25 protein-coding genes are annotated in these 25,879 nt (G+C 72.1%); 9 read left to right on the top strand and 16 right to left on the bottom strand.

What is annotated here, in order from left to right; all coding sequences use genetic code 11:
• Positions 1-38 precede the first annotated feature (38 nt).
• Positions 39-1,049 (top strand): SUKH-3 domain-containing protein, encoded by a 1,011-nt coding sequence (locus ACGF3A_RS07160; protein WP_393726594.1) that lies wholly within the window; start codon positions 39-41, stop codon positions 1,047-1,049.
• Between the two features lie 4 nt (positions 1,050-1,053).
• Here the strand turns inward: ACGF3A_RS07160 and ACGF3A_RS07155 are convergent, their stop codons facing one another.
• The 6 genes from ACGF3A_RS07155 to ACGF3A_RS07130 all read right to left on the bottom strand — a co-directional run bounded on the left by ACGF3A_RS07155 (position 1,054) and on the right by ACGF3A_RS07130 (position 9,942).
• Positions 1,054-2,145, bottom strand: a complete 1,092-nt coding sequence (locus ACGF3A_RS07155) for a hypothetical protein (RefSeq protein ID WP_393726592.1) — start codon at positions 2,143-2,145, stop codon at positions 1,054-1,056.
• A 109-nt stretch (positions 2,146-2,254) separates the two neighbouring features.
• Positions 2,255-4,555, bottom strand: a complete 2,301-nt coding sequence (locus ACGF3A_RS07150; RefSeq protein WP_393726590.1) for a putative bifunctional diguanylate cyclase/phosphodiesterase — start codon at positions 4,553-4,555, stop codon at positions 2,255-2,257.
• Positions 4,556-4,845: 290 nt separating this feature from the next.
• On the bottom strand, positions 4,846-7,089 hold the full coding sequence (gene ligA / locus ACGF3A_RS07145) for an NAD-dependent DNA ligase LigA (protein ID WP_393726588.1): 2,244 nt from the start codon (positions 7,087-7,089) through the stop codon (positions 4,846-4,848).
• 16 nt (positions 7,090-7,105) lie between these two features.
• A complete protein-coding gene (locus tag ACGF3A_RS07140) occupies positions 7,106-8,077 on the bottom strand; it encodes a methionine synthase (RefSeq protein ID WP_393727201.1) in 972 nt (323 codons plus the stop codon).
• A 56-nt stretch (positions 8,078-8,133) separates the two neighbouring features.
• A complete protein-coding gene (locus ACGF3A_RS07135; RefSeq protein ID WP_393726586.1) occupies positions 8,134-8,832 on the bottom strand; it encodes an SDR family oxidoreductase in 699 nt (232 codons plus the stop codon).
• 72 nt (positions 8,833-8,904) lie between these two features.
• Entirely contained in the window at positions 8,905-9,942 is a 1,038-nt protein-coding gene (locus ACGF3A_RS07130) for a rod shape-determining protein (protein ID WP_393726584.1), read from the bottom strand.
• Between the two features lie 465 nt (positions 9,943-10,407).
• Between ACGF3A_RS07130 and ACGF3A_RS07125 the strand changes: the two genes are divergently transcribed.
• Positions 10,408-11,919 (top strand): methyltransferase domain-containing protein, encoded by a 1,512-nt coding sequence (locus ACGF3A_RS07125; RefSeq protein WP_393727199.1) that lies wholly within the window; start codon positions 10,408-10,410, stop codon positions 11,917-11,919.
• On the opposite strand, the gene ACGF3A_RS07120 is transcribed toward ACGF3A_RS07125, so the two are convergent.
• The gene (locus ACGF3A_RS07120; RefSeq protein WP_393727197.1) at positions 11,897-13,762 is read right to left on the bottom strand and encodes an NAD-binding protein; all 1,866 of its coding nucleotides are present in this window, start codon (positions 13,760-13,762) and stop codon (positions 11,897-11,899) included. The genes ACGF3A_RS07125 and ACGF3A_RS07120 overlap by 23 nt on opposite strands.
• Positions 13,763-13,838: 76 nt before the next feature.
• On the opposite strand from ACGF3A_RS07120, the gene ACGF3A_RS07115 reads away from it, so the two are divergent.
• Positions 13,839-14,363: a TIGR00730 family Rossman fold protein gene (locus ACGF3A_RS07115; protein WP_393727195.1), complete on the top strand. Its 525-nt coding sequence runs from the start codon at positions 13,839-13,841 to the stop codon at positions 14,361-14,363.
• 33 nt (positions 14,364-14,396) lie between these two features.
• Positions 14,397-14,645, top strand: coding sequence for a hypothetical protein (locus ACGF3A_RS07110; protein ID WP_393726582.1), 249 nt, complete (start codon positions 14,397-14,399; stop codon positions 14,643-14,645).
• Here ACGF3A_RS07110 and ACGF3A_RS07105 read toward each other — a convergent pair.
• Together ACGF3A_RS07105 and ACGF3A_RS07100 are read right to left on the bottom strand one after the other, a co-directional pair.
• Complete coding sequence (locus tag ACGF3A_RS07105; protein WP_393726580.1) at positions 14,632-16,305, bottom strand: membrane-associated oxidoreductase; 1,674 nt, start codon at positions 16,303-16,305, stop codon at positions 14,632-14,634. The two genes, ACGF3A_RS07110 and ACGF3A_RS07105, sit on opposite strands and share 14 nt — an antisense overlap.
• A 59-nt stretch (positions 16,306-16,364) precedes the next feature.
• Entirely contained in the window at positions 16,365-16,907 is a 543-nt protein-coding gene (locus ACGF3A_RS07100; RefSeq protein WP_393726578.1) for a MarR family winged helix-turn-helix transcriptional regulator, read from the bottom strand.
• 107 nt (positions 16,908-17,014) lie between these two features.
• Here ACGF3A_RS07100 and ACGF3A_RS07095 point away from each other — a divergent pair, with 107 nt between their 5' ends.
• Positions 17,015-17,962, top strand: a complete 948-nt coding sequence (locus ACGF3A_RS07095; RefSeq protein ID WP_393726576.1) for an EamA family transporter — start codon at positions 17,015-17,017, stop codon at positions 17,960-17,962.
• A 7-nt stretch (positions 17,963-17,969) separates the two neighbouring features.
• On the top strand, positions 17,970-18,611 hold the full coding sequence (locus ACGF3A_RS07090) for an NAD(P)-dependent oxidoreductase (protein ID WP_393727193.1): 642 nt from the start codon (positions 17,970-17,972) through the stop codon (positions 18,609-18,611).
• A 14-nt stretch (positions 18,612-18,625) separates the two neighbouring features.
• Here the strand turns inward: ACGF3A_RS07090 and ACGF3A_RS07085 are convergent, their stop codons facing one another.
• Both ACGF3A_RS07085 and ACGF3A_RS07080 read right to left on the bottom strand, forming a co-directional pair.
• A complete protein-coding gene (locus tag ACGF3A_RS07085; RefSeq protein WP_393726574.1) occupies positions 18,626-19,114 on the bottom strand; it encodes a GNAT family N-acetyltransferase in 489 nt (162 codons plus the stop codon).
• Positions 19,115-19,174: 60 nt separating this feature from the next.
• Complete coding sequence (locus tag ACGF3A_RS07080) at positions 19,175-19,666, bottom strand: ATP-binding protein (RefSeq protein WP_393726572.1); 492 nt, start codon at positions 19,664-19,666, stop codon at positions 19,175-19,177.
• Between the two features lie 151 nt (positions 19,667-19,817).
• Between ACGF3A_RS07080 and ACGF3A_RS07075 the strand changes: the two genes are divergently transcribed.
• Together ACGF3A_RS07075 and ACGF3A_RS07070 are read left to right on the top strand one after the other, a co-directional pair.
• Positions 19,818-20,672, top strand: a complete 855-nt coding sequence (locus ACGF3A_RS07075) for a helix-turn-helix transcriptional regulator (RefSeq protein WP_393726570.1) — start codon at positions 19,818-19,820, stop codon at positions 20,670-20,672.
• Positions 20,673-20,684: 12 nt separating this feature from the next.
• Positions 20,685-20,873 carry a DUF397 domain-containing protein gene (locus ACGF3A_RS07070; RefSeq protein ID WP_393726568.1) on the top strand — a complete coding sequence of 63 codons (189 nt, stop codon included), beginning with the start codon at positions 20,685-20,687 and terminating at the stop codon, positions 20,871-20,873.
• A 9-nt stretch (positions 20,874-20,882) separates the two neighbouring features.
• Here ACGF3A_RS07070 and mnmA read toward each other — a convergent pair whose 3' ends face one another.
• Positions 20,883-22,055, bottom strand: a complete 1,173-nt coding sequence (mnmA, locus tag ACGF3A_RS07065; protein WP_393726566.1) for a tRNA 2-thiouridine(34) synthase MnmA — start codon at positions 22,053-22,055, stop codon at positions 20,883-20,885.
• A gap of 54 nt (positions 22,056-22,109) precedes the next feature.
• Here mnmA and ACGF3A_RS07060 point away from each other — a divergent pair, with 54 nt between their 5' ends.
• Complete coding sequence (locus ACGF3A_RS07060) at positions 22,110-22,820, top strand: N-acetylmuramoyl-L-alanine amidase (protein WP_393726564.1); 711 nt, start codon at positions 22,110-22,112, stop codon at positions 22,818-22,820.
• On the opposite strand, the gene ACGF3A_RS07055 is transcribed toward ACGF3A_RS07060, so the two are convergent.
• From ACGF3A_RS07055 to ACGF3A_RS07040, 4 genes are all read right to left on the bottom strand, one after another.
• A complete protein-coding gene (locus tag ACGF3A_RS07055) occupies positions 22,813-24,000 on the bottom strand; it encodes a cysteine desulfurase family protein (RefSeq protein ID WP_393726562.1) in 1,188 nt (395 codons plus the stop codon). The genes ACGF3A_RS07060 and ACGF3A_RS07055 overlap by 8 nt on opposite strands.
• Positions 24,001-24,074: 74 nt before the next feature.
• The gene (locus ACGF3A_RS07050; RefSeq protein WP_393726560.1) at positions 24,075-24,293 is read right to left on the bottom strand and encodes a hypothetical protein; all 219 of its coding nucleotides are present in this window, start codon (positions 24,291-24,293) and stop codon (positions 24,075-24,077) included.
• 45 nt (positions 24,294-24,338) lie between these two features.
• A complete protein-coding gene (locus ACGF3A_RS07045) occupies positions 24,339-24,815 on the bottom strand; it encodes a Dps family protein (protein ID WP_393726558.1) in 477 nt (158 codons plus the stop codon).
• Between the two features lie 104 nt (positions 24,816-24,919).
• Positions 24,920-25,756, bottom strand: coding sequence for a thioesterase family protein (locus tag ACGF3A_RS07040; RefSeq protein ID WP_393726556.1), 837 nt, complete (start codon positions 25,754-25,756; stop codon positions 24,920-24,922).
• Between the last annotated feature and the right edge of the window lie 123 nt (positions 25,757-25,879).

The raw sequence follows: 25,879 nt of genomic DNA, 5'->3' as shown, positions 1-25,879 counted from the left end.
TGATGAACGCCGTATGGCGGCGGGTATCGTCCGGGCCCATGGGACTGGAGGCGCCGGACGACGGCACCGTCGCGTGGATGCTGGGGCGGCTCGGCCTCGCCTGGCCGACGGCCGACGAGGACCCGTACCGCGAGGCGGCCGACGCGCTTCGGGACCTCGCGGGACAGGCGGGCGGCGCGGCGTACCGGGCGTACCGGGGCCTGCACCGGGCGGGCGTGGGCGCCGCGTTCGCGCCGCACTGGACGGCCACGGACGCGGACGAGGTGCTGCCCGGGCTGCGGGACACGGCCTGGCTGCTCGCGGGCGCGCTGGACGCGGCGGCCGGGGCGGTCGAGTCGATGAAACGGGAGATCGCGGGGCTGCTGCGGGAGGCGGCGGCGTCATCGGAGTCCGAGGCAGGCGACGAGGCCGTACGGGCGGCCGTACGGCGCGCGGAGGACGCGTGCGGCGTGCTCGTCTCCCGTATCGACTCCGCCGTCGCGGAGCCCACCGCCCGGCTGCTGCGCGACGGGCACCCGGGCGTGCCGCTCCCGGCAGTCCTCGCCGCCCTCACGGGCGAGGACGGAACGGCGCCCTGGCCGTCCCGCACCGTCGCCCCGGAGGACGTGGACCGGTGGTTCGCGCGGGCGGGGTGGTTCCCCGGGCGCGACATCGGCGCGTCACGGACCCGGGGGACGGCCGCCACCGTCGTGGCGGAGGCCGCGCGGGAGGGCGTCGTCCTGGAGGCCCACGACCGCGCCCTGGCGTTCCTGCGGACGTACGGGCTGCTCCAGCTCCCCGGCAAGAACACCCGCGAGCGCGTGCTGCTCCGTCCCTGGCCGCTCTCGGACGGCGAGGCCGGGGCGGTCTGCGACCTGGGGGACCACGTCGGCGAACGGCTGTTCCCCGTCGGCTTCACCACCGACCCGGGCGGCCACGAGAACGGGACCGTCGCGCTGGGCGAGCGCGGGAGCTTCTACTTCCTGCACTGGTCGGGCGAGTACGCGATGGGCGCCACCGGACGCGACGCCTTCGCGAACCTGCTCGGCAACACGCTCTCGGACCTCTGACGCGTCACCCCTGGGACGCCCCCGTACGGAAACCGTCGGCGCCCGCCCCCGCCCCGCCCGCCTCCGGGGCGCGGAACAGCAGCGCGCACACGACCGGCGCGAGCACCACGAAGGCGATGTTCGTCAGGCCGCTCAGCGTGCCCTGCGTCGTGTCGAAGAGGTAGTCCCAGGTCATCACGGTGTCGCCGTCCGAGTTGACCAGGCCGTTCCGCAACTCCGAGGAGTCCGCGAGCGTCAGCCCGATGACGGTCCGCGCGACCAGGTACAGCTGGATGCCCATGAGCGTGAAGGCCGCGCCCCGTACGGCCGGCCGCCGCAGCAGCGCGAGTACGCCCAGCACGAGGGCCGCCACCACGTACGCGACCTCGAACACCTGGAAGTCTCCCGCGAAAGACGAGTAGCCCAGCGCGGAGGCGTCCACCACGTCACGCAGCAGTTCGCCCCGCCGCGACTCGGCCTGGACGAGGTTGTGGACGAACCAGCTCAGCGACATCAGGCCCAGGACGATCATGAGCACGCCCGCGACGGGATAGCGCCCGGAGCCGGGGCCACGCGCGGCCCGCCCGGCGCCCGGAGCCGGACGTTCGGCGGCCCGCAGCAGCACGACCAGGACGGCCACCCCGGCCAGCAGGGCGAGGATCCAGCTCGCGACGACCGGGAGCGCGAGGCCGGTCCCGCCGAAGTAGCGGTCCCTGAAGTCGTTGTCGTCGACGATGAGCCCCACCAGCTCCCGCACCGCGACCAGCACGAGCACGGTGGCGAGCAACAGCGCCCCGCTCCGGCCCGCCCTGCGGTTCGCCAGGGTGACCGCGCCGACCACGGTCAGGGCCCCCGCGAAGGACCACTGGTACGCCGTCAGCAGCCCCGGGGCCACCTGCTTGTTCGAGTCGTACAGCGCCCGGAGGAAGTCCCCCGCGTCCTCGTGCCCCCAGGTGAACCCGTATCCGGTCCAGCTGATCAGGATCCGCGCGACGACCGACAGCAGCGTCCCGGCGACGAGATACGCCATCAGGTGACGTGGTGACCCCGTGCGCGGCGCCTCCCCCTGCGCGCCGGTGACGGGCTGTATGGCATGCGGTGGCTCAGTGACCGCCATGTGTACTCCCCCGAGTGTCGTTCTGGCAGACGAACGCACCATGGTTCCTTACGACGGCTGCCTTGCCCAGCCCCTGCCGGCGGGGGTGGGGCCCCGACGGCGGGGGGGGCTACGACGTCCGCGCCGGGGGCCCCGGGATCTGGGTGCGGGCGGGGGCCTCCCGCGCCCGCAGCCACGCCGTCGTCTCGCCGGGCGGCATCGCGGCGGCGACCAGCCAGCCCTGGACCGCGTCGCAGCCCAGGTCGCGCAGGCGCTCCCACGTCTCGTCGTCCTCGACGCCCTCGGCGACGACCATCAGCCCGAGCGAGTGCGCCAGATCGACCGTGCAGCGGACGATCTCCGCGTCCTCGGTGTCCACGGCCAGCCGCGCCACGAACGAACGGTCGATCTTCAGCTCGCTCACCGGCAGCCGCCGCAGATGGACCAGCGAGGAGTAGCCCGTGCCGAAGTCGTCCAGCGACATCTTCACGCCGTGCCCGGTGAGCCCGGCGAGGGTGTCGGCGGCGCGCTGCGGGTCCTCCAGCAGCACATGCTCGGTGATCTCCAGCTGGAGGGCGCCCGGTGGGACCCCGTGCCGGGCCAGCCGCGCCGCGACGGCCCCGGCGAAGCCGGGCGAGTGGACGTCGCGCGGCGAGACGTTGACGGCGACCGGCACCGTCAGGCCGTCGCGGCGCCACCTGGCCACCTGCGCGAGCGCCGTCTCCAGGACGTACTCCGTCAGCCGGGGCATCAGCCCCGAGGTCTCCGCGATGGCGATGAACTCGTCGGGAGGCACCCGGCCCCGCTCGGGGTGCACCCAGCGCACCAGGGCCTCCAGCCCGGAGACCGTGCCGTCGAAGCCGACCTTGGGCTGGTAGTGCAGCTCGACCTCGCTCGCGTCGAGCGCGCGGCGCAGATCGGCCAGCAGGCCGAGGCGGTCGGGGGTGTTGCCGTCGCGCGTCGCCTCGTAGACCTCCACGGCCGTACGGTCGCGCTTCGCCTCGTACATCGCGACGTCCGCGCGGCGCAGCAGGCCCTCGGCCTCGCGCGCGTGCTCGGGGAAGACGGCGACGCCCGCGCTGGCCTCCAGGACGAGCGTGAGCCCGTCGAGGTCGAGCGGGGAGCTGAGCGCGGAGACCAGCGCGCGGGCGACCCGCTGGGCGCTGGTCGTGGAGTCGGCGACGGGCAGCAGCACCGCGAACTCGTCGCCGCCCAGCCGCGCCGCCTCGGCGCCGCGCGGCAGCGCGGCCCGCAGCCGCTCCGCTATCTGCAACAGGAGCCGGTCGCCCGCGAGATGCCCCAACGTGTCGTTCACAGACCGGAAGCGGTCGAGGTCGATCAGGACGAGCGCGGAACGCGCCCCCGTACGGTCGGCGTCGTCCAGCGCGGCCCAGGTGCGCTCCAGCAGCCACTGGCGGTTGGGCAGGCCGGTGAGCGGATCGCGCAGCTGCTCCTCCGCGCGGGCGCGCGCGATCCACAGCGTGGAGTCGAGGGCGATCAGGGCCACCGCGAAGAGCGGGAGCAGCAGCGGCTTGTGCATCGCGACGACGGCGATGAGCGGCGCGAGCCCGAGCAGCGCGATGCCGACCAGGGTCTGCCGCACCAGCGCCGTACGCATCGCGTGCGACAGCCCCCTGGACGTCGCGCTCGGCGCGAAGGAGAACCACAGCAGGGCCCGTGTGACGGCCAGATACGCGCCCGCGACGAGCACGACCTGCGGCACGGCAGCGAGCGACCAGCCTGCGGGCTCCCACGGGTCCTCCACGGACGGGTGGGTGCCGAAGAGGGCGAGGCAGAGGTCCGCCGCGCCGATGCCGAGGATGTCGATCGCGCCGTGCACCACGGCCTGGCGCCAGCGGTGCCGCCGGGCCGCGCCGACGAGCACGACGACCGCGAGGCTGACGAGGACGGCGGGCACCCACCCGTACAGCAGCAGGATCGCGAGGGTGAGCGCGGCGCCCGAGCCCGTCCCGCCCCACCAGCGGTCGCGGCCCATGGCCACGAGGTGCGCGACGATGCAGCCGGTGAGCACGGCGAACGACCAGCCGACGGCGCCGTCCGGGAAGAGCGCGTGACCGCCCGTCAGCACCCGGTAGACGCCCACGAGGAGCGCGACGCCGGCCGCGAGCACCACGCAGACCGGCAGCAGCGGCGGGCGCAGGGCCACGAACCGCTGGAGCCAGGGAGACTCCTCGCCCCCGGAACAGAGGCCTCCGCCCGCGCCGCCGTGTCCTCCGGCGCCGCCACCCGTGCCCTCACCCATACCGCCCGCGTCGCTCCCGCCCGCGCCGGTCCCCGCACCCGGGGCTCCGGCTCCCGTTCCACTGCCAGTGCCGCTGCCACTGCCACTGCCGCGCGCGCCCTTCGCGCCCCTGCCGTTCGAGGGCAGGCGGGAGTACGGGGGGTGCGATCCCCCGGAGAATTCCAGCATCCTGGTCCCTCTCGCAGCCGTCCTCGCCCATCCCACGCCACGACAGGCTTATGTCAACAGTAGGCCGCTGACTGGGCAGAGGGGCAGCGATCGGCCGGGGTTGCCTGAATGCGTCCTTCCCGGAGGGGTCCATCTCCCCCGCACCGTACGGGTGTCGGAGGCAACCTTCGCCCGCCGGAGCGCGGAAATCGGGGGGACGGGTGTGAAGGGGCGGCGTCCGTGTCCGAAAGCGGAAGCCGCAGACGGGCGTTGCGGAATGTCCCGGACTCGCCCCTTCCCACCAGGTCCCGCTACTCCTCCACGGGCAGCGCCGCCTCACGGGCGGCATCCGGCCCCTCCGCCAGCAGGACGGCAAGCCCTCCGTCGTCCAGAATCGGCACCTTGTGCTGGACGGCCTTGTCGTACTTCGAACCGGGGTTGTCACCCACAACCACGAATCCGGTCTTCTTCGAAACGGAACCGGTCACCTTGGCGCCCTGCTCCTGGAGCGCGGCCTTGGCGCCGTCCCGCGTGTACGTCGCGAGGGTGCCGGTGACCACGACGGTGACGCCCTCCAGCGGACGCGGGCCCTCGTCGGCCGAGCCCTCCTCCTCCATCCGGACCCCGGCGGCCCGCCAGCGCTCGACGATCTCCCGGTGCCAGTCCTCGGCGAACCACGCCTTCAGGGACGCCGCGATCGTCGGCCCCACGCCCTCGGTCGCCGCCAGCTCCTCCTCGTCGGCCGCCGCGATCCGGTCCAGCGAGCGGAACTCGCGGGCCAGCGCCTCGGCCGCGACCGGGCCCACATGGCGGATGGAGAGCCCGGTGATGATCCGGGCCAGCGGGCGGCTCTTGGCCTCCTGGATCTTCTCCAGCACGGCCAGCGTGTTCTTCTTCGGCTCGCCCTCCTTGTTGGCGAAGAGGGTGACCGTCTTCTCCTCGCCCGTCTCCGGATCCCGCTTGGGCAGACCGCTGTCCTGGTCCACGACGTACGCCACGATGGGCAGCAGGTCGTCCACCGTCAGGTCGAAGACGCCGCCCTCGTCCCGCAGCGGCGGCTCGGCGGGCTCCACGGGCTGGGTGAGCGCACTGGCGACCACGTAGCCGAAGTGCTCGATGTCCAGGCACTTGCGGCCCGCCAGATAGAACAGCCGCTCGCGCAACTGCGCCGGGCACGAGCGCGCGTTGGGACACCGCAGGTCGATGTCCCCCTCTTTCATCGGCTGGAGCTTCGAGCCGCACTCCGGGCACTCGGACGGCATCACGAACTCGCGCTCGCTGCCGTCCCGCAGGTCCGCCACCGGGCCGAGGATCTCCGGGATCACGTCGCCCGCCTTGCGCAGCACGACCGTGTCGCCGATGAAGACGCCTTTGGACTTGACGACCTCCTGGTTGTGCAGCGTGGCGAACTCGACCTCGGAGCCCGCCACCGTGACGGGCTCCACCACCGCGTACGGCGTGACGCGGCCGGTGCGGCCCACGCCGACGCGGATGTCGACCAGCTTGGTGTTGACCTCCTCCGGCGCGTACTTCCACGCGATGGCCCAGCGCGGGGCGCGCGAGGTCGAGCCCAGGCGGCCCTGGAGCGGGATCTCGTCCAGCTTCACGACCACGCCGTCGATCTCGTGCTCGACGGAGTGGCGGTGCTCGCCGTAGTACGCGATGAAGTCGCGGACGCCCTGCAGGCCGTCCACCACCTTGTTGTGCGTCGAGGTGGGCAGGCCCCACCCGCGCAGCAGGTCATAGGCGTGCGAGAGGCGGTCGAAACCCTTCCCGTCGGTGGACTTCCCGTCGGAGTCCTTCGCGCCGGAGTCCTTCGCGTCGAAGCCCTCCAGGGCGCCGATGCCGTGCACCACCATGTGCAGCGGGCGGGTCGCGGTGACGCGCGGGTCCTTCTGGCGCAGCGAACCCGCCGCCGCGTTCCGCGGGTTGGCGAACGGGGCCTTGCCCTCCGCCACCAGGCCCGCGTTCAGCTCCTCGAAGCGCTCCATGGGGAAGAAGACCTCGCCCCTGACCTCCACCAGGTCCGGGACACGCTCGCCGTCGAGCCGCTCGGGGATGTCCCCGATCGTGCGCACGTTGGGCGTGATGTCCTCGCCCGTACGCCCGTCGCCGCGGGTGGCGGCGCGGGTCAGCCTGCCGTGCTCGTACGTGAGGTTGACCGCGAGGCCGTCGATCTTGAGCTCGCACAGGAAGTGGTACGCCACGCCCTCCAGCTCGCGGGCCACGCGGTCGGCCCACTCGCCGAGCTCCTCGTCGTCGAACGCGTTGTCCAGCGAGAGCATGCGCTCGCGGTGCGCGACCTCGGTGAACTCCGTCTCGTACTGCCCCGCGACCTTCTGGGTGGGCGAGTCGGGCGTCCGCAGCGCCGGATGCTCCTCCTCGACGCCCTCCAACTCGCGCAGCAGCCGGTCGAACTCGGCGTCGCTGACGACGGGCGCGTCCTTGACGTAGTACCGGAAGCGGTGCTCCTCGATCTGCTCCGCGAGCCGCGCGTGCTTCTCCCGCGCCTCGGCGGGAACCGTCACGTCTGTCACGTCCTGTTCGCCAGCCACAGTTCAAGTCCTCCCGTTACTCAGGGTTGTCAGCGAGCGATTTCGCAGCCTGGGCGCAGTGGGTGAGCACCCGGCGTGCGTACGCGGGCGAGGCGCCCGCGAGACCGCACGACGGGGTGACGACCACGGACTGCGCGAGCAGCCCCGCGGCCAGCCCGAGTCTGCGCCACAACGACCTGACACCCCCGACGCTACCGGCCGGGTCTGACAATGCCCCCTCGTCGTCCACGGCCCCCGGTACGACACCCGCGAAGAGCGCGACACCGCCCTCGACGGCCTCACCGATCATCTCGTCGTCACGTTCGGTGAGCAGACCGGCGTCGAGGGAGATCCCCGCGACGCCCGCGCGCCGCAGCAGCGCCACCGGCACGCCCGGCGCGCACGAGTGCACCACCACAGGGCCCTCGTGCGCCTCCACGAGCCCCCGCAGCGTGCCCTCGACGACGGCGCGGTCCACGGCGGGGTACGTCCGGTAGCCGCTGGCCGTACGGACGCTGCCCTGGAGCACTCCGGTGAGCGAGGGCTCGTCGAGCTGGAGGACGAGCGTGGCCCCGGGCACCCGGCGCCGTACGTCCGCGAGGTGCGCGCCCAGCCCCTCCGCGAGCGAGGCGGACAGGTCGCGGACGGCGCCGGGGTCGCCCAGCATCGCCTCGCCGTTGCGCCGCTCCATCCCGGCGGCGAGCGTCCACGGGCCGACCGCGGAGACCTTCAGCGGGCCCTCGTAGCCCTGGGTGAACTCCTCGACCGTGTCCAGGTCCTCGCCCAGCCACGTCCGCGCCCGCCGGGTGTCCCGGCCGGGGCGGTCGCTGATCCGCCATCCGCTGGGCTCCAGATGGACGTACATCTCGGCCAGCATCCCCGCGGTACGGCCCAGCATGTCCGCGCCGGGGCCGCGCGCAGGCAGCTCCGGCACGTACGGCAGATGCGGCGGGCCCTCCAGCGAGCCGGTCACCGTCTTCACGGCCTCGCGCACGTCCGTGCCCGGCATCGAGCCCACGCCGGACGCGGCGGCGGGCCCCCAGGGGAACGTGAGTTCCTTACCGCTCACGCGCCCCGCCCGCCCGGACGTACGGACAGGTCCGTGACCTCGGCGCCGCGCGGCAGGTCGAGCGCGGTGAGGATCGTGGTGACGACGGCCTCCGGCGGGATCCACTGCCCGGCGTCGTACTCCCTGCCCTCCTGGCGGTGGATCTTCTCCTGCATCGGCGTCGCGGTGCGCCCCGGGTAGACGGAGGTGACCCGCACCCCGTGCTCGGCCTCCTCCCCGCGCAGCGCGTCGGCGAGGGCCTTCAGACCGTGCTTGCTGGCCGCGTACGCGCCCCACTGCGGGTTGGCGCGGAGTCCGGCGCCCGAGTTCACGAAGACGACGTGGCCGCCCGCCTGGCGCAGCTGAGGCAGCAGCAGCCGGGTCAGCTCGGCGGGCGCGACGAGGTTCGCGGCGAGCGTCGCGTTCCAGTGCTGGGGCGTGAACTCGCCGATTCCGCCCAGTTCGACCACCCCCGCGACGTGCAGCAGCGAGTCGACGCGCTCGGGCATCGTCTGGTGCCCGAACGCCCAGGAGAGCCGGCCGGGCTCCGCCAGGTCGCCGACGAGGGTGTGCGCGCCCTCGAACTCCGCCGCGAGCTCCTTCGCGCGGGCCGCGTCCCGGGCGACGAGGTAGAGGGTGTCGCCGCGCTCCAGCAGCCGCCGGGCGACCCCGGCCCCGATGCCGGATCCGGCACCGGTGATCACATGTGTAGCCATACGCCTATGGTCGCGCATACGGGAGTGACCCCTGCGCCCCGGCGTCACCGCAGAGCACAGGGTTGCCCATGGTCACGCGGCGAAGATCGCGTCCAGCTTGTCGTACTCCTCCAGGCACCGGCCCGTGCCCAGCGCCACGCAGCCCAGCGGCTCGTCGGCGACGACGACCGGCATCCCGGTCTCCTTCACCAGCCGCTCGTCGAGCCCGTGCAGCAGTGCGCCGCCGCCCGTCAGCACGATGCCGCGCTCCATCACGTCCCCGTACAGCTCGGGCGGGCAGTCGTCGAAGGCGCCGCGCACGGCGTCGACGATCGCCTGGAGCGGCTTCTCGACGGCCTCCAGGATCTCCTCCTCCGTCAGCTCGACGACCTTCGGCATGCCCGTGTGCTTGTCGCGCCCGCGCACCCGCACCGGCTCGTCGCCGCCGAGCGACATCTTGATCTCCTCGGCGGTCCGCTCGCCCACGGCGATCGCGAACTCCCGCTCCACGTACGCCGCGATGGCCGCGTCCAGCGCGTCGCCCGCGACGCGCGCCGAGCGCGTGGCGACCATGCCGCCCAGCGAGATGATGGCGATCTCGGTGCTGCCGCCGCCGATGTCGACGACCATCGAGCCGCGCGCCTCGTGCACCGGCAGGCCCGCGCCGATCGCCGCCGCCATCGGCTCCTCGATCAGCCGCACCGAGCGCGCCCCGGCCCGCGCCGCGGTCTGGAGCACGGCCCGCCGCTCGACGCCGGTGACCCCGCTCGGCACGCACACCACGACCCGAGGGGCCCGCCCGCGGCCGGGCCCCTTGCCGCCGCGCGCGGCGCGGATGAAGTGCCGGAGCATGCCCTCGGTGGCCTCGAAGTCGGTGATCACGCCGCCCTTCAGCGGCCGGGTCGCGGTGATCGAACCGGGCGTGCGCCCCACCGCGTCCCTGGCCTCGGCGCCGACCGCGAGGACCTTCCCGCTGCGGGAGTCGATCGCCACGACGGACGGCTCGTCGAGGACGACGCCGTGGCCACGGGCGTAGACAAGGGTGTTGGCGGTGCCGAGGTCTATGCCGATGTCGCGGCTGCGGCCCGCGGTGGGCGCCGGGACCTCCGAGGACGGGGTGCGCTTAGCCATGTGTTCTCGCCATGTTCGATGCGTGGTGTACGAGACGTACGGACTTGTCGTACTGACATCGCAGCGTACCCAACTGTCCCGGTTTCGTGGCAACCGAGCCCCCAGAAATCTGGGGGCGGAAAGGCGCTGGTCGGAGCTGGTTTTTACATCAATCTAACGAGGTGAGGACGTAGTTGGTGGCATAGATCCCCGCCGTGTGGATAGCTATGCGTCGGAGACCGCGCGCGGTTCCGAGACTCGAAGCCTGTTGCGTCCTCGGCGGCCGCGCCGTAGGCCACCGTCTCTTCCACAGGAGGTTTCGTCATTTCCGCGCGACCGGCTCAGGAATTCGGAGACAACCCCGTTGAGGTCCGGGAAACCGGCCACTACACAGAGGAGTATGTCCCCAGCTTCGTCGAGAAGTGGGACTCCCTCATCGACTGGGAAAAGCGAGCAGAGAGCGAGGGCAATTTCTTCATCGATCTGCTGAGAAAGCGGGGGGTAAGGAGCGTCCTCGATGTCGCTACGGGGACCGGGTTTCACTCGGTGCGACTCCTGGAGGCCGGTTTCGAGACCGTGAGCGCGGACGGCAGTGCCGACATGCTCGCCATGGCCTTCGAAAACGGAATGAAGAACGGCGACCATATCCTCAGGGTCGTCCAGGCGGACTGGCGCTGGCTCAATCGGGACGTTCACGGAGAGTACGACGCCATCGTCTGTCTCGGGAATTCCTTCACGCATCTCTTCTCGGAACGCGACAGGCGCAAGGCGCTCGCCGAGTTCTACGCGATGCTGAAGCACGACGGAATTCTCATCCTGGATCAGCGCAACTACGACGCGATGCTGGACCGTGGATTCTCCTCGAAGCACACGTTCTACTACTGCGGCGACGATGTCGCGGTGGAGCCCGAGTACGTGGACGAGGGCCTGTGCCGCATGCGGTACAACTTCCCGGACGAGTCCGTCTACCACCTCAACATGTTCCCGCTGCGCAAGGAATACACGCGGCGGCTCATGTCGGACGTGGGCTTCCAGAAGATCGATACGTACGGGGACTTCCAGCACACGTACAGGGACGAGCAGCCGGACTTCTTCGTCCATGTAGCGGAGAAGGAGTACCGAATAGACGAGGGGGAAGAGGGTGGCTATTCGGGCGCGGTCAGCACGGCCCGTAGCTATTACAACTCCCCCGACGCCGACGCCTTTTACTCCTCTGTATGGGGCGGCGAAGACATCCACATCGGCCTCTACGAAAACGCCGAGGAACCCATCGCCGACGCCAGCCGGCGCACGGTCGAACGGATGGGGTCGCGGCTCGGACTGACGTCCGAGTCGGTCGTCCTGGACCTCGGCTCCGGCTTCGGCGGCTCGGCCCGCTATCTCGTGGAGACTTACGGCTGCCGCGCCCTCGCGCTCAACCTCAGCGAGGTCGAGAACCAGCGGCACAAGGAACTCAACGCGGCACGCGGACTCACCGACCGCATCGAGGTCGTGGACGGCTCGTTCGAGGACATCCCGTTCCCCGACTCCAGCGTCGATGTCGTCTGGTCGCAGGACGCGTTCCTGCACAGCGGCGACCGCATCCGCGTGCTGGAGGAGATCAGCCGGGTGCTCAAGCCGGGCGGCCAGCTCATCTTCACCGACCCGATGGCCTCCGACGGCACCCCCGTCAGCGCGCTCCAGCCCATCCTGGACCGCATCCACCTGGACGACATGGGCTCCCCCGGCTTCTACACGCGCGAGCTGCGCCGCCTGGGCTTCTCAGCCGTCGAGGAGACGGGCAAGGGCGGGTTCGAGGACCTGCGCGAGCAGCTCGTCAACCACTACGGGCGCGTGCTCCAGGAGACCGAGCGCCAGGAGGCCGACGGCCTCGCGGCGAAGGTCAGCTCGGACTACCTCGCCCAGATGAAGAAGGGGCTGACCCACTGGGTCGACGGCGGGAACGAGCGCCGCCTGACCTGGGGCATCTTCCACTTCACGCTGGACGCGGGACGGTAATCCCGCTCAGCCCGTCAGGGGACTCGGCGAGCAGCTCGCCGAGCCCCCTGCGGGTGGCCGCGACGATCACCTGATCCCCGGCGGCGAGCGCCCTGTCGCCGTCGTGGCCGGCGGGGCGGCTGTCCGTCTCTCCGTCGGCCGTGTCGCCCGTGCCGCCGGTGCCGCCCGTGTCCTCCCCCGTGCGGGAGAGCACCCGCCAGGCGCCCGCGCGGAACGCCTCGGCCACGGTGCGGCCCTCCAGCAGCGCGTTGCCCGCCACGTCGACCGTCGCGAAGACGAGCACGCGCCGCCCGACCGGGATCGCGCCGAGCACCCGGCGCCCCATCATGGCCCCGGCGAAGGCGGGCGCCGCGAGCGCGGAGACCGAGCGGCTGCGGGTCTGCGCCGCCGGATACGTGTCACGCAGCGTGCGGTAGACGGTGGTGGCGAACTCGTCGTCGAACAGCCGCATCACCACGCGTATCTCCGGCTTGAGCTGGCGGGCGTAGAGCGACGCCTCCAGATTGGTGCCGTCGCTGCTGGTGAGCGCGAGCAGGGCGCGGGCCCGCCGGATACGGGCGTACTCCAGCACGCCGCTCTCGGTGACGTCGGCGATCAGCGTCGGCACCCGCTTCTCGCGGGCGAGGGCGACGCCGCGCGCCTCGGTGTCCCGTTCGACGCAGACCACGGGGATCCCGTGCTCCAGCAGCTCCTCCAGCACCCGCGAGCCCACCTTGCCCAGGCCGAGCAGCACGATGTGCCCCGACAGCCCGCGGGGCGGGTCGGGCAGCGCCGTGGCCTGCCGGAACGCCCCGTAACTCTCCAGCACGATCGCCAGGAACAGCGGCAGCAGCAGCATTCCGGCGAACCCCGCGAGGAGTTGCAGCAGCTGCTCGTCCGCGGGCTCGTCGGTCTTGGGGTCGTTGATCCCGAAGACGTCCAGCAGCGTGACGTACGCGGCGTGCGCCGGGGAGTCGCCGCTGATCCACCAGTTGAAGGCGGCGAGCGCGATCACGACGGCGGTCAGCGCGAACAGCGAATAGCGCAGCTTGCGCGAGAACAGCTCCTTGAAGGCCAGCAGTCTCGGCAGTCGCGGTGGGCTCGGCGGCGGAGGCCCCTGACTTCGGGTGATCGCCTCCAGCACCACGGCGCCGCGCTGCGGAGGCAGCCCCTCCAGCGAGGCGTCGTCGGGCAGCAGGACCGGCCCGCCGGTCCTCCTGCCGCGCCGCTCCCCGTCCTCCGCGTCGGTGTCGGCGTCGCCCTCGTCCGGGTCGTCGGAGCCGGGCATCAGCGCGAGCGTGCAGAGCGGGTCACGGCGCGAGGCCGTGCCCAGCGTCCGCTCCTTGGCGCGCAGGAGCAGCCCGTCCGCGTAGACGACCTTCTCGCTGCCGACGACGGCCGCGGCGACGAGCGAGGGCGCGGCCGTGTCGGAGTCGGAGAGCACCGTGGTGGACGCCTCCAGCGCCGCGTCGTCCAGATGAGGGCTGGCCACCTGCGCGGCACGGTCGAGGAGGCTCTCCAGATAGCCGCCGAGGGTCCGGTTGAACATCCGGATGACGAGCCGGACTTCGGGGTTGAGACGGCGGGCGCGCAGCGCGATGTGCGTATTGAGCTGATCGTCGCCGGAGGTGAGCGCGAGCGCGCTGGCGCGCCGCACCCCGGCCCTGATCAGCGCCTCGTCGTCGGGCACCCGCGCCTCGACGGCGTCCACCCGGAACCGCCGGTTCCCGACCAGCTCGGCGATCTGCGGTCCGTGATCTCCGCCACGCAGCGAGGGCAGCACGACGGTCACCCGCTGCCCGTACACACTGGCCAGCTCCTTGGTGAGCCGCTGCGCGAGCGAGTTGTCCCCGCATACGACCATGTGTCCACGGCGCCGGTTGCCGCCTAGGCTGTCGGCCATGGCCTCCGAATCCTCCCCCGCTGCCGCCCGTACCCCGATGAACATCTGCGTCTTCTGCTCGGCCGCCGACCTGGACGCCGTCTACACCGACGCGGCCCGGGATTTCGCCGAGCTGATCGGCAAGCGCGGCCACAGCCTGGTGTGGGGCGGCTCGGACTCCGGCCTGATGAAGGTCGTCGCGGACGGCGTCCAGGACGCGGGCGGCAAGCTGATCGGCATCTCCGTCGAGTTCCTGCGGGACGTGGCCCGCCCGAACGCCGACGAGATGATCGTCACCCCCGATCTCGCCGCACGCAAGGCCCTCCTGCTCTCGCGCGCCGACGCCGTCGTCGTCATGGTCGGCGGCACGGGAACGCTCGACGAGGCCACGGAAATCCTCGAACTCCGCAAGCACGGCATGCACACCAAGCCGGTCGCCATACTCAACACGGCGGGCTTCTACGACGGCCTCCAGCAGCAGATGGAACGCATGGAAGCGGAGAACTTCCTCCCTCTGCCCCTCACCAAGCTGGTCCACTTCGCCACGGACGGCGCGGAGGCGCTGGACCTGCTGGGCGCGTAGCCGAGGGCTTGGCGGCGCGGAGGAGCGCATGCCGTGACCGAAGCACACCTGACGCCCCCGGTCCTGGACCGCGTCCGCGCCGGGGCCCTGGCCTGGTCCCGGTCGCACGGCGATCCGCACCCGACCCGCGCACGGGTCGTGGCGACGACGCGCGACGCGGCCACCCGCCTGCTCCACCCCTGCGGCGTACGGTCCCTGGACGAGCCCTGCTACTTCGTGGTGCTCGAAGGGCACCGTCCACGGCCCGGTGCCGAGGTAGCGGCGAGAGCTACTGACGGCTGAGGACGCGACTGACGCCTGTGAGAACCGTCGTCGCCAGGATCCAGCCGAGGGCGATCAGCAGATACGCCAGCCGCTGGTACCCGCCCTCCGGGCGGAACGCGCTCTCCTGGCCGAATCCGACGACCAGCAGCAGGTCCAGGGTGTAGAACGCCGCGTCGAAGCCGGGCGCCTCCTCCGGTTTGACGGGGCGGGGCGGGTGCTGGGCGAAGACCGCGGAGCCGATCAGGAGCAGTACGAGCAGGCATCCGGCCGCGCGGAGGGGCCGGTAGCCGTAGCCGACGGCGCCGTCCTGCACATAGCCCCAGAGACGTTCGTACCAGGGGCGCGTGGTGCGGTAGTGCCGGTGCTTGGCGAGCTGGACGGTCCGTGCGGCGGGCTCGTCCCCGGCGCGCCGGTAGGCGGCGGCGAGTTGCTCGTACGCGTACGGGACGTATCCGTCACCGTCGCGGCCAAGGAGCGCGAGGCGCCGCGCGGGCGGGAGGTGCGGCGAGAGGGCCTGATAGGTGAGCCCGTCGAGCCAGACGCGGTCCGGCCAGTCCTCGGGGGCCGCGTGGACGGTGGTGAACGTGGCGCCGCGCAGGGAGAGATGGCCGTCGGCGATGTCGAGGCCGTCGAGCCACAGCTCGGCGCCGGAGGCCCCGCTGGCCAGCAGCGCCGCGCCGCCGGGGTGCGAGAGGCGGGCCCCGGTCAGCACAAGGGCGCCGGAGAGCTGGGCGCCCCGCAGCTTGACCTGGCCACGGGTCCGGAGCCCGGCGGCGGACACCTCGGCCCCGACGGCGGCACCCCCGAGCCGGAGCGCGGCCCCTCCCGGGTTGTCGAGCCGGGCGCCTTCGAGGTTGACACGGCCGCCGACACGGCACCGCGTGAACCGGACCTCCCCCTCGGCCCGCACCTCGTTGCAGAGCAGGTCGAGACCGACCGTGACGACGGTGGCCACCAGGGCGGCCCGGCCGTCGGGCGCGATGAAGGCGGAACGTTCGAGATTGAGCGAGCCTTCGACGCGGGCGCCGGTGAACAGCACGGTGCCGTGCGCGGAGAGACCGACGCACGCGACGCCGCCGCCCATGCGGGTGTTGACGGCTTGCAGGGCGACCCCCTCGTGACCGGGAGTGCCGTCGCAGCACAGCTCCGCTCCGTTCAGCACGAGTGCGTCGGTGATGTCGGCACCGTCCAGCCGGATCTGGCCGGACGTGCGGACCCGGTCGAGGAAGAGGGAACCGGCGAGCTGCGCGCCGCTGAGCGAGACGGGCGCGGTGAGCCGACAGCCCGTCATCCGCAGCACGCCGTCGACCTGGCTCTGGGCGGCGAGCAGTCCGGGCATCCGCGAGCCGCCGAGGTCGAGCTGGCGGAGGCGGGCACCGTACAGGTTCGGCTGCTCGTCGAACGTGCAGTCCCGCAGCTCGACCGGTGCTTCAACGGTGGCATGCCCCAGGTCCAGCGCCCCGCTGATCCGCGCCCCGCGCACGTGCAGCTTGGCCACCGCCCCGTCGGCGGCGGTCCCGCTAACCACGAGCGTGCGGAGGAACTCGGCGCGTACGACGGGCGATTCACCCTCTTCCTCACCGGTGCCGCGCACGGTGAAGTCGACCTCACGGCCGTACGGGAACGCCTCGCGGACCCGCTGCTCGGCGGGGGTCGGATCGGTGATCGGCAACGTCATCGCCGCACGATCCGCCACCGCCCGTGCCGTGTCAACGCCGGTGCCGTGTCAACGCCCGCTCACCCCAGCCGGGTGTCCCCCAGGGAGACCAGGAGGTGGCGCAGGGCTGATTCGAGGGCTGTGCGTTCCGGCTCCTTCAGGGCGGCAAGCATGCGCTGCTCGTTCTCAGTGTGGGCCTCCACGGCCCGGTCGACGACGGCCAGGCCCTCGTCGGTGAGGCGGACACGGACCGCGCGGCGGTCGTCGGGGTCGGGATACCGCTCGACGTAGCCCTTGCGCTCCAGCTTGTCGAGGCGGTTGGTGATCGCGCCCGAGGTGACCATCGCGGACTTGAGGAGACCGCCCGGCGTCATCTCGTGCGGCGCGCCCGCGCGGCGGAGAGTGGCCAGGACGTCGAACTCAGGTCCTTCCAGGCCGTGTTCCGCGAAGACCGGCTTCATGCCGCGCTCCAGCAGGCCCGCGGCCCTCTTGATCCGCCCTATCAGCGCCATCGCGTCGAGCCCCGGCCCGTCGAGGTCGGGGCGCTCGCGCTGCCACTGGGCGCGCAGCTCGTCGATGGCGTCGGCGGAGTCCGCCGGGGTCGTGGGCTCGGCTGTGCTCATGCGTCGAGAGTACACGAGATCTCTCAACATTCAGATACTTGACGTTCGCGGATCCTCGCGGCAGGATTTCTCTCAACATTAAGAATCCGAATGTTGAGGGGGACCCCATGCCCACCACCACCACGACCTCACCGCGCCACACGGCCCCCGCCCGCCCCATACAGGCGGAGGCACACGGACATGCGCGCCGGGCCTGGGCAGGGGCCGCCGCACTCGCCGCGATAGGCCCCGCGACCTGGGGCACCACATACGTCACGACGACGGAACTACTCCCGCCCGACCGCCCGTTGCTCGCCGCCGCACTCCGCGCGCTCCCCGCAGGTCTGCTCCTGCTGCTGGTGACCCGGCGGCTGCCGCGCCGCGACTGGTGGTGGAAGGCGGCTGTCCTCGGGATGCTCAACTTCGGCGCGTTCTTCCCCCTGCTCTTCTACGGCGCGTATCACCTCCCCGGCGGCGTGGCCTCGACGATCAGCGCGGTGATGCCGTTGCTGGTGGCCGGTTTCGGGATAGGCGTGCTGAAGGTGCGGCCGACCGCGCGCACGCTGCTCGCGGGGCTCGTCGGAGTCACGGGAGTGGCCCTGCTGGTGCTGCGCGGCGACGCGGCGCTGGAGCCCACAGGCGTGCTGGCCATGCTCCTAGCGACCACCCTCATGGCCCTGGCGGTGGTCCTCTCCAAGCGCTGGGGCCGCCCCGAGGGCGTCTCACTCCTCGCTCTGACCGGCTGGCAGTTGACGGCGGGAGGCGTCGTCCTGGCCCCCCTCGCACTCGCGGTGGAGGGCCTCCCCTCCCACTTCACCGGCACCAACCTCGCGGGGTACGCCTATCTGGGCCTGATAGGCACCGCCCTCGCCTACGCCCTGTGGTTCCGCGGCATCGAGCGGCTCCCCGCCTCCTCCCTCTCCTTCCTCGGCCTCACCAACCCCATCACGGCGACCCTCGCGGGCCTGATCTTCCTGGGCCAGACCCTCACCCCCTGGCAACTGGGCGGCCTGGCCCTCGTCGTAGCCGGCGTCGTCCTGGGCCAGCTCGCCAGCACGCCCCGAAAGGACGCCTGAAATGACCCTGCACCTCACGATCTTCGGAGCCGCCGGAAACACGGGCATACGCGTGGTGGCCGAAGCCGTCTCCCGGGGCCACCAGGTGACGGCGGTCGTCCGGGACCCGTCCCGCGCCGCCGCCTTCCCGCCGACCGTCACGGTCCGCGCGGGCGACGCGACGGACGTGGACGCGGTGGCGGCCCTGGCCACCGGCCAGGACGCCGTCCTCAGCGCCACCCGCCCGGCGCCGGGGGACGAAGCAGCCCACACCACGATGGCCAAGGCCCTCCTCGCCGGAGTCGCCCGCACCGGCACCCGCCTCCTCGCGGTCGGCGGCGCGGGCAGCCTCACCGTCCCCGGCTCGGGCGGCGTCCTGGCCGTGGACGACCCGTCCTTCGTCCCGCCCGCCTGGCGGGCCATAGCCCAGTCCTGCAACGACCAGTGGGAGGTCTACCGCACCGACACCGAGGCCGACTGGACGTACCTCTCCCCACCCGCCCTCCTGGAGCCAGGAACCCGCACAGGCCGCTACCGCCTGGGCCACGACGAGTTGCTGATCGACGCGGCAGGCCGCTCGGCGATATCCATGGAGGACCTGGCCGTAGCCCTGCTGGACGAGACGGAAAACCCAAGACACCACCACCGCCGCTTCACGGTGGGCTACTGACCCGGGACTGCGGCCTAGGGCCGGTCCACCCCATAAACAGTGACGGGATTGCCGAACAGCTCCTCCTCCCGGCGCGGGGCGAAGCCCAGCCGCTCCGCGACCTTCACGGAGGGTTCGTTGCCGGGTCGGATGAGAGCGATGAGGTGATCGACGTCCAGCGTCGCGAAGCCCCACTCCAGACAGGCCCGCGCGGCCTCGGTCGCATACCCGTGCCCCCACGCCTCAGCCCGCAAGGTCCACCCCAACTCGACCTCGCCGAACTGCTCCCAGTACTGCAGCCCGCTACGCCCCAGGAGTTCACCGGTGTCCTTCAACTCAACGACACACAACCCATGCCCCCGTTCCTCCCACTGCTGCTCGATGGCCCGCAGCCGCTCCAGCGCCCGTTGAGGGGTGTACGAGCCGACGAACCGGTTGACCCGGGGGTCGTCATGAAGCGCAACGAAGAAGTCCACGTCGGAGGTGGTGAGAGGACGCAGAAACAGCCGCTCGGTCTCGATCACACGCCCGATCGTACGTCCGCCAACGGACGCCGTAGCCCCCAGAGTCCCCCGGCTCCCCGGTCACGCCGCGAGCGCGGCTCCCCCTCGGGACGGGCCCGGGACCGCCAGCTCGAACCAGACGGTCTTGCCGCCCGGCCCGTACGCGCCCTCCCCCATCCCGCATCCGCCCCACCGGTCGGCGAGGGCGTCCAGGATCAGTAGCCCGCGCCCGCTGTCGGCGTACGGCTCCGGAGCGACAGGTTTCCCGAACGGCGGCAGGTCGGGCCCCCTGTCCCACACGCTCACCCGCAGCACGGGGCAGAGCCACAGCAGCGTTACGAGGGCCGAGCCCTTCGAGTGCTGCACGGAGTTGGTGGCCAGCTCCGTCATCAAGAGGGCGGCCTTGTCGGCGAGTTCGCCGACACCGTGCGCGGTGAGGACCGCGTGCAGGGTCGCTCGGGCGACCCCGGGTCCGCGCGGGTCGCACGGGAAGTGCAGCTCGTAGCGCCAGGGGGCGGTGAAGGGGAGGGGTTCGGGGTGAGGGCGGGGCTCGCTGTCGGCGTGATGACTCACGTGGCACCTCCGTTGGTGGCGTGGGTCACACACCCTAGGGCAGGCGCGACTCACACGTGAGTCCATGTTCACGAAAGAGTGAGTGACAAGCGGGCTCACTAGACTCTCAACTCGCCTACCTGGAAGACTCCTCGAGCGCGAGAGAGGACCCATGGCTTCCAAATCCGCCCCAACGGGCCGCCAGCGCCGACTGGCCACGGAAATGCGTCGCATGCGCGAGCAGGCAGGCACTTCTGCACGGGATGCGGCAGCGAGGCTCGGTGCTGACCGCACGATGGTCTCCAATATCGAAGCGGGGCGCACCGGCCTCAGCGAAGAGCGAGTTCGCCAGATCGCCTGCCACTACAGGTGTCCAGATCAAGAACTGATCGACGCGCTCGCGGCCATGGCGGCGAGCCGCCGAACTCGCCACTGGTGGGAGGAGTACCGGGGGAAACTTCCGGACGATCACCTCGACGTCTCCGAGGTGGAGCACTACGCCAAGCGCATCCGCACCGCGCAGACCGTCCATCTGCCGGGTCTGTTCCAGACGGAAGATCACGCTCGCGCTATCTTCGACCTCGCTGTCCCCCGGCTTCCGAGGCTGGAGGTGGAGTTGCGCGTCGCCCATCGGCTCGGACGGCAGTCCATCCTCGCCGGAGACTCCCCGACGCCCTATACGGGCATCATTCACGAGGCCGCCCTGCGCCTGGAGTTCGGAGGCCGAGAGGTGGCTCGGGCCCAGTTGGACGAGCTGGCGGAGGCTGCGGAACGCGAGCACGTGACGCTTCTCGTCATCCCGTTCAGCACAGGCGCGTTCCACGGCGCGGGGCAGTCGGTCCTCTACGCCGAGGGACCCGTTCAGCAACTGGACACGGTCCAGTTGGACACCGCGTTCGGTGCCCACTTCGTGGATGCCCCGACACCTCTTGCGAACTATCGTTCCTTGTTGGACCTGATGGAACAGTCCGCGCTCCCTCCGGACGAGTCCCAGAAGCTCATCCGGTCGATCGCGCGAGACCTGTGAGAGGACCGACGAGTGACTGAACGGAACTGGCAGCGGGCATCGTTCTGCGGGGGCGGTGGCAACAACTGCGTGGAGGTCGCCGCCGCGGCGGCAGGCCGTGTCGCATTGCGGGAGAGCGAGAGACCGGAGCGCGTGCTGACGATGGGGCCGAGCCTTCTCGGCGCGCTCATACGTCATGTGAAGGCGAACCCGCCCGAGTGAGGCGGGACCTCAGCTCGGGGCCGGGACCGCCTTCTCCGTCGTGGCGATCGTCGCGCTGCCGACGACGCGCGTGCCGTCGTAGAGGACGATCGCCTGGCCCGGGGCGACGCCGCGTTCCGGGGCGCCGGTGAAGCGGACGCGGAGTTCCGCGTCGGAGGTCAGTTCGGCCTCGACCTCGCACTCGGTGCCGTGCGCACGGAGCTGGGCCGTGTACGCGCCCGACGTACCCGCCGCCGGAGGCGTGCCGCACCAGCGGGGGCGGATGGCCGTCAGGGACGTGACGTCCAGGGACGCCGCCGGGCCGACGGTGACGGTGTTGTCGACCGGGGAGATGTCCAGGACGTAGCGCGGCTTGCCGTCCGGGGCCGGGTGGCCGATGCGGAGGCCCTTGCGCTGGCCGATCGTGAAGCCGTAGGCACCCTCGTGGGTGCCGACCTCGGTGCCGGACTCGTCGAGGATCGCGCCCTCGGAGCGGCCGAGGCGGTCGGCGAGGAAGCCTCGGGTGTCGCCGTCGGCGATGAAGCAGATGTCGTGGCTGTCGGGCTTCTTGGCCACGGACAGGCCGCGGCGGGCGGCCTCCTCGCGGATCTCGTCCTTCGTCGTCACCGTGTCCCCCAGGGGGAACATGGCGTGGGCGAGCTGCCGGTCGTCCAGCACGCCCAGGACGTACGACTGGTCCTTGGCCGCGTCGCTCGCGCGGTGCAGCTCGCGGCTGCCGTCCTCGCACACCGCCACCGTCGCGTAGTGGCCCGTGCACACCGCGTCGAAGCCGAGTGCCAGCGCCTTGTCGAGGAGGGCGGCGAACTTGATCTTCTCGTTGCAGCGCAGGCACGGGTTCGGGGTCCGCCCCGCCTCGTACTCGGCGATGAAGTCGTCGACGACGTCCTCGCGGAAGCGCTCGGCGAGGTCCCAGACGTAGAAGGGGATGCCGATGACGTCGGCGGCGCGGCGGGCGTCGTGGGAGTCCTCGATGGTGCAGCAGCCGCGGGCGCCGGTGCGGAACGATTTCGGGTTCTCCGAGAGGGCCAGGTGCACGCCCGTCACGTCGTGCCCCGCCTCGGCGGCGCGCGCCGCGGCCACGGCGGAGTCGACGCCGCCGGACATGGCGGCGAGCACGCGCAGGGGGCGTGCCGGTCCGGCTGAGGGTACGGGGGCCGTGCCCCCGGAGAACGCAGTAGTCATAGCGTCTCCAGGGTAGTCGGAACCACCAGTGGGCCCGAACGCGTTATGGAGCGCATGGACATCACCAGGCGAAGGCTGCTGATCGCGGGCGGAACGGCGGTCGGTCTCAGCATCGTCGCGACGGCCGGGCGGGACAGCGCGTCCCGCCTGTGGTGGCGCGTGCCCGGGAACGAGAAGCCGCGTACGGAGGGTGACGTCGACCACGCCTCCGCGCAGTGGGTGGCGGCCTCGACCTCGAACTGGCGGCGGGCCGACCGCCCCGCCGACTTCCGCGTGGACCGCATCGTGATCCATGTCGTCCAGGGCAGCTATCCGACGGCCCTGAAGGTGTTCCAGGACCCGTCGCACGGCGCGGCGGCGCACTACGTCGTCCGCAAGGACGGGCATGTGGCGCAGATGATCCGCGAGCTGGACGTCGCCTACCACGCAGGCAACCGGGAGTGGAACGAGCGCAGTGTCGGCATCGAGCACGAGGGCTTCGTGGACCGGCCCGCGGACTTCACCCCGCAGATGTACCGGGCGTCGGCGCGGCTGGCGGCGGACATCTGCCACCGGTACGACTTCCCCGCCGACCGCGAGCACATAGTGCCCCACTCCAAGGTGCCGGGCACGGATCACACGGACCCGGGGCCGCACTGGGACTGGGGCCGCTATCTGGGGATGGTCGAGGAGGAGCTGCGCCGGGTCCGGCGCCAACGGACCTCCGGGAGTGCCGAGAGCGCCGGGAGCGCCGGGAGCGCCTCGGACAGGCCGTCCGCTAGCTGAGGCCCGCTCCCCGCGCCCGTGCCACCGCCGGGCCGATCGCCTCCGCGACCGCCTCCACGTCCGCCTTCGTCGAGGTGTGGCCCAGGGAGAAGCGCAGCGTGCCGCGGGCGAGGTCCGGGTCGGCGCCCGAGGCGAGCAGGACGTGGCTGGGCTGGGCCACGCCCGCCGTGCAGGCGGAGCCCGTGGAGCACTCGATGCCCTGCGCGTCCAGCAGCAGGAGCAGGGAGTCCCCCTCGCATCCGGGGAACGAGAAGTGCGCGTTGGCGGGGAGGCGGCCCGCCGGGTCGGGGTCGCCGTTGAGGATCGCGTCGGGCGCGGCGGCACGCACGGCGTCCACGAGCGCGTCCCGCAGGGCGCCGACCTCGCGTACGAACTCCTCGCGCCGTTCGACCGCGAGCCGTCCCGCCGTGGCGAAGGCGGCGACGGCGGGGACGTCGAGGGTGCCGGAGCGCACGTGCCGCTCCTGGCCGCCGCCGTGCAGCAGCGGCACCGGCGCGTACTCGCGCCCGAGCAGCAGCGCGCCGATCCCGTACGGCCCGCCGACCTTGTGGCCCGTGACGGTCATCGCGGCGAGGCCCGACTCCTGGAAGGAGAGGTCGAGCTGGCCGAACGCCTGCACCGCGTCGGCGTGCAGCGGCACGTCGAACTCGGCCGCGGCCCCGGCCAGTTCCCGGACGGGGCTGACGGTGCCGATCTCGTTGTTGGCCCACATCACCGTGGCCAGCGCGACGTCCGAGGGGTCGCGGGCGATGGCCTCGCGCAGCGCCTCGGGGCTCACGCGCCCGTGGGCGTCGACGGGCAGCCACTCCACGGTGGCGCTCTCGTGCGTGGCGAGCCACTCGACGGCGTCGAGGACGGCGTGGTGCTCGACGGGGCTGGCCAGCACCCTCGTACGGCGCGGGTCGGCGTCCCTGCGCGCCCAGTAGAGCCCCTTGACGGCCAGGTTGTCCGCCTCGGTGCCACCGCCGGTGAAGACGACCTCGCTGGGGCGGGCGCCGAGCGCCGTGGCGAGCGCTTCGCGGGACTCCTCGACGGTGCGGCGGGCTTTACGGCCCGAGCCGTGCAGCGAGGAGGCGTTGCCGACGACCGCGAGCTGGGCGGTCATCGTCCGCACCGCTTCGGGGTGCATCGGGGTCGTGGCGGCGTGGTCGAGATAGGCGCGATGGGCGGTGTCAGCCATGGTTCCCCGATTCTACGGGGCTCCACGGGGCGCACGCCGGGCGCGTGGGAGCGCGACGGACTCGCCCCGGCCGGTCAGCCCGCCGCGCGGGGCCCCCACACCTCGGGACTTCCGCCGCGCCACTCGATCAGTTCCTCGTCGTAGAGGCTGATGGTGGCGATGTCGAGTCCGGCCCGGCGCAGGAATTCGATCACGTCGACCATTCCGTACGCCGTCCCCAGCGTCTCTCCATGCGCCGCCACCCGTCGGCCACCGGCGGGTGCGGGCGGATACACGACTATCGGTGCGCCCATGTGTCCAGCCTGCGCGGCACCCGCACCCTCCGCACCTCGTCCAGGTCAGCCCTGGTTCTCCGCCTGGAACATCCAGTGCTCCTTCTCCAGGTCACCGGTGAGCTGGATGAAGATGTCCTCGGTGACCGGGTCGACGGGGCCGACGGCCTTCATGCGCTCGCGGGCCTTGGCGATGACCGCGGCGAGGGCGGAGACGATGGTCTGGACGGCGTCGGTGTCGGGCTGCCAGCCCTCCTTGACCGTGCTGACGGCGCTGCTGTTCGAGACGGTCGCCGCGCGGCCGTCCGGCGGGATGCCCAGCGCGGAGGCGCGTTCCGCGACGGTGTCGGAGTAGTTGCGCGCCGTGTCCACCACCTCGTCGAGCTGGAGGTGGATGGAGCGGAAGCGCGGACCGACGATGGTCCAGTGGATCTGCTTGGCGACGAGGGAGAGGTCGATCAGGTCGACCAGCGAGCCCTGGAGGGCCTCGCCGACGATCTTCAGGTCCTCGTCCGGAAGCGTGCTCTTCACTGCGTACGTCACGATGGGTCGCTCGCTCTCTCTCGGGTGCGCCTCGGCCGCTGCCGAGTGAACTCCACTGAGCTCCTTCTCTCCCCAACGTATACGCATCACCGGAAAACGGGCATTTACACCCGGGCGAGCTGGCGGGACTGGGCGACGAGGCGGTCGGCCGAGTCCCAGATCTCCCCGTCCTCCTCCAGGAAGCCGGTCGCCAGGTTGCGCGTGGTGAGCGCGATCCGCAGCGGGCCGGGCGCCGGGCGGGCCCGCACATGGACGCTCAGCTCCACCGTGGGCAGCCAGCCGCCGAGGCCGAGGTCGAACCCGGTGGGCGGCAGCGCGTCCACGGCCATCAGCAGCGAGAGCGGGTCGGGCGCGCGCCCGTCCGCCAGCGAGAGCCAGGCGCGGATCTCGCCGCGCCCGCTGGGCTCGCCGAGCGCCCAGCCGCAGGTCTCCGGGTCGAGCCGCAGGTCGAGGCGGTGACTCATCTCCGGCACGGGCACGGAGCCGGCCGGGGCGTCCGAGGCGCTGAAGCAGTGCTCGGGCGGCGGCATGGCGGGCGGCTTGGCGCTGGTGCGCACGTCTCCGGTGAGCGCGTCCAGGTCGCCGTAGGTGGCGAGGGCGCGGATCCGCTCGACCTCGTTGCCCTCCGCGTCGCGCTGGACGAGCGCGGCGGAGGCCGTGGAGACCGTACGGCCCGTGCGCGCCGTCTCCGTACGCACCTCGGCAGGGCCCGCGGCGCTCGCGGTGAGGTAGTGGGCGCTGATCGCGAACGGGTCGGGGTGGGGCAGCGACTCGCGCAGCGCGCGCCCGAGGACGGAGAGGAGATAGCCCCCGTTGAGGGCATGGCCTATCGCCCATCCTGAAGAAAGCTGGGCCTCGTGGACGCCCTGACCGCGCGGCCGTACGGCCGTGTCGCGGTCGAATTCGCTGGTGACGGGGGCATCGAGGGGAGCGTCGGACATGAACGCACGGTACACCGGAGGTGTTACCGGCAGGTAGAAGTGGCAGGAGACTGGTAGTGCCCCCTTCACCAACTCCACTCGCCCGTACTTAACTTGTCGTCCGGACCAGGGAAGGAAGCCAGC

It is taken from the genome of Streptomyces sp. NPDC048172 (assembly GCF_043202595.1).
Lineage (GTDB): Bacteria > Actinomycetota > Actinomycetes > Streptomycetales > Streptomycetaceae > Streptomyces.
Note: the sequence above shows the minus strand (reverse complement) of the source record. Positions and strands in the feature narration are given on the sequence as shown.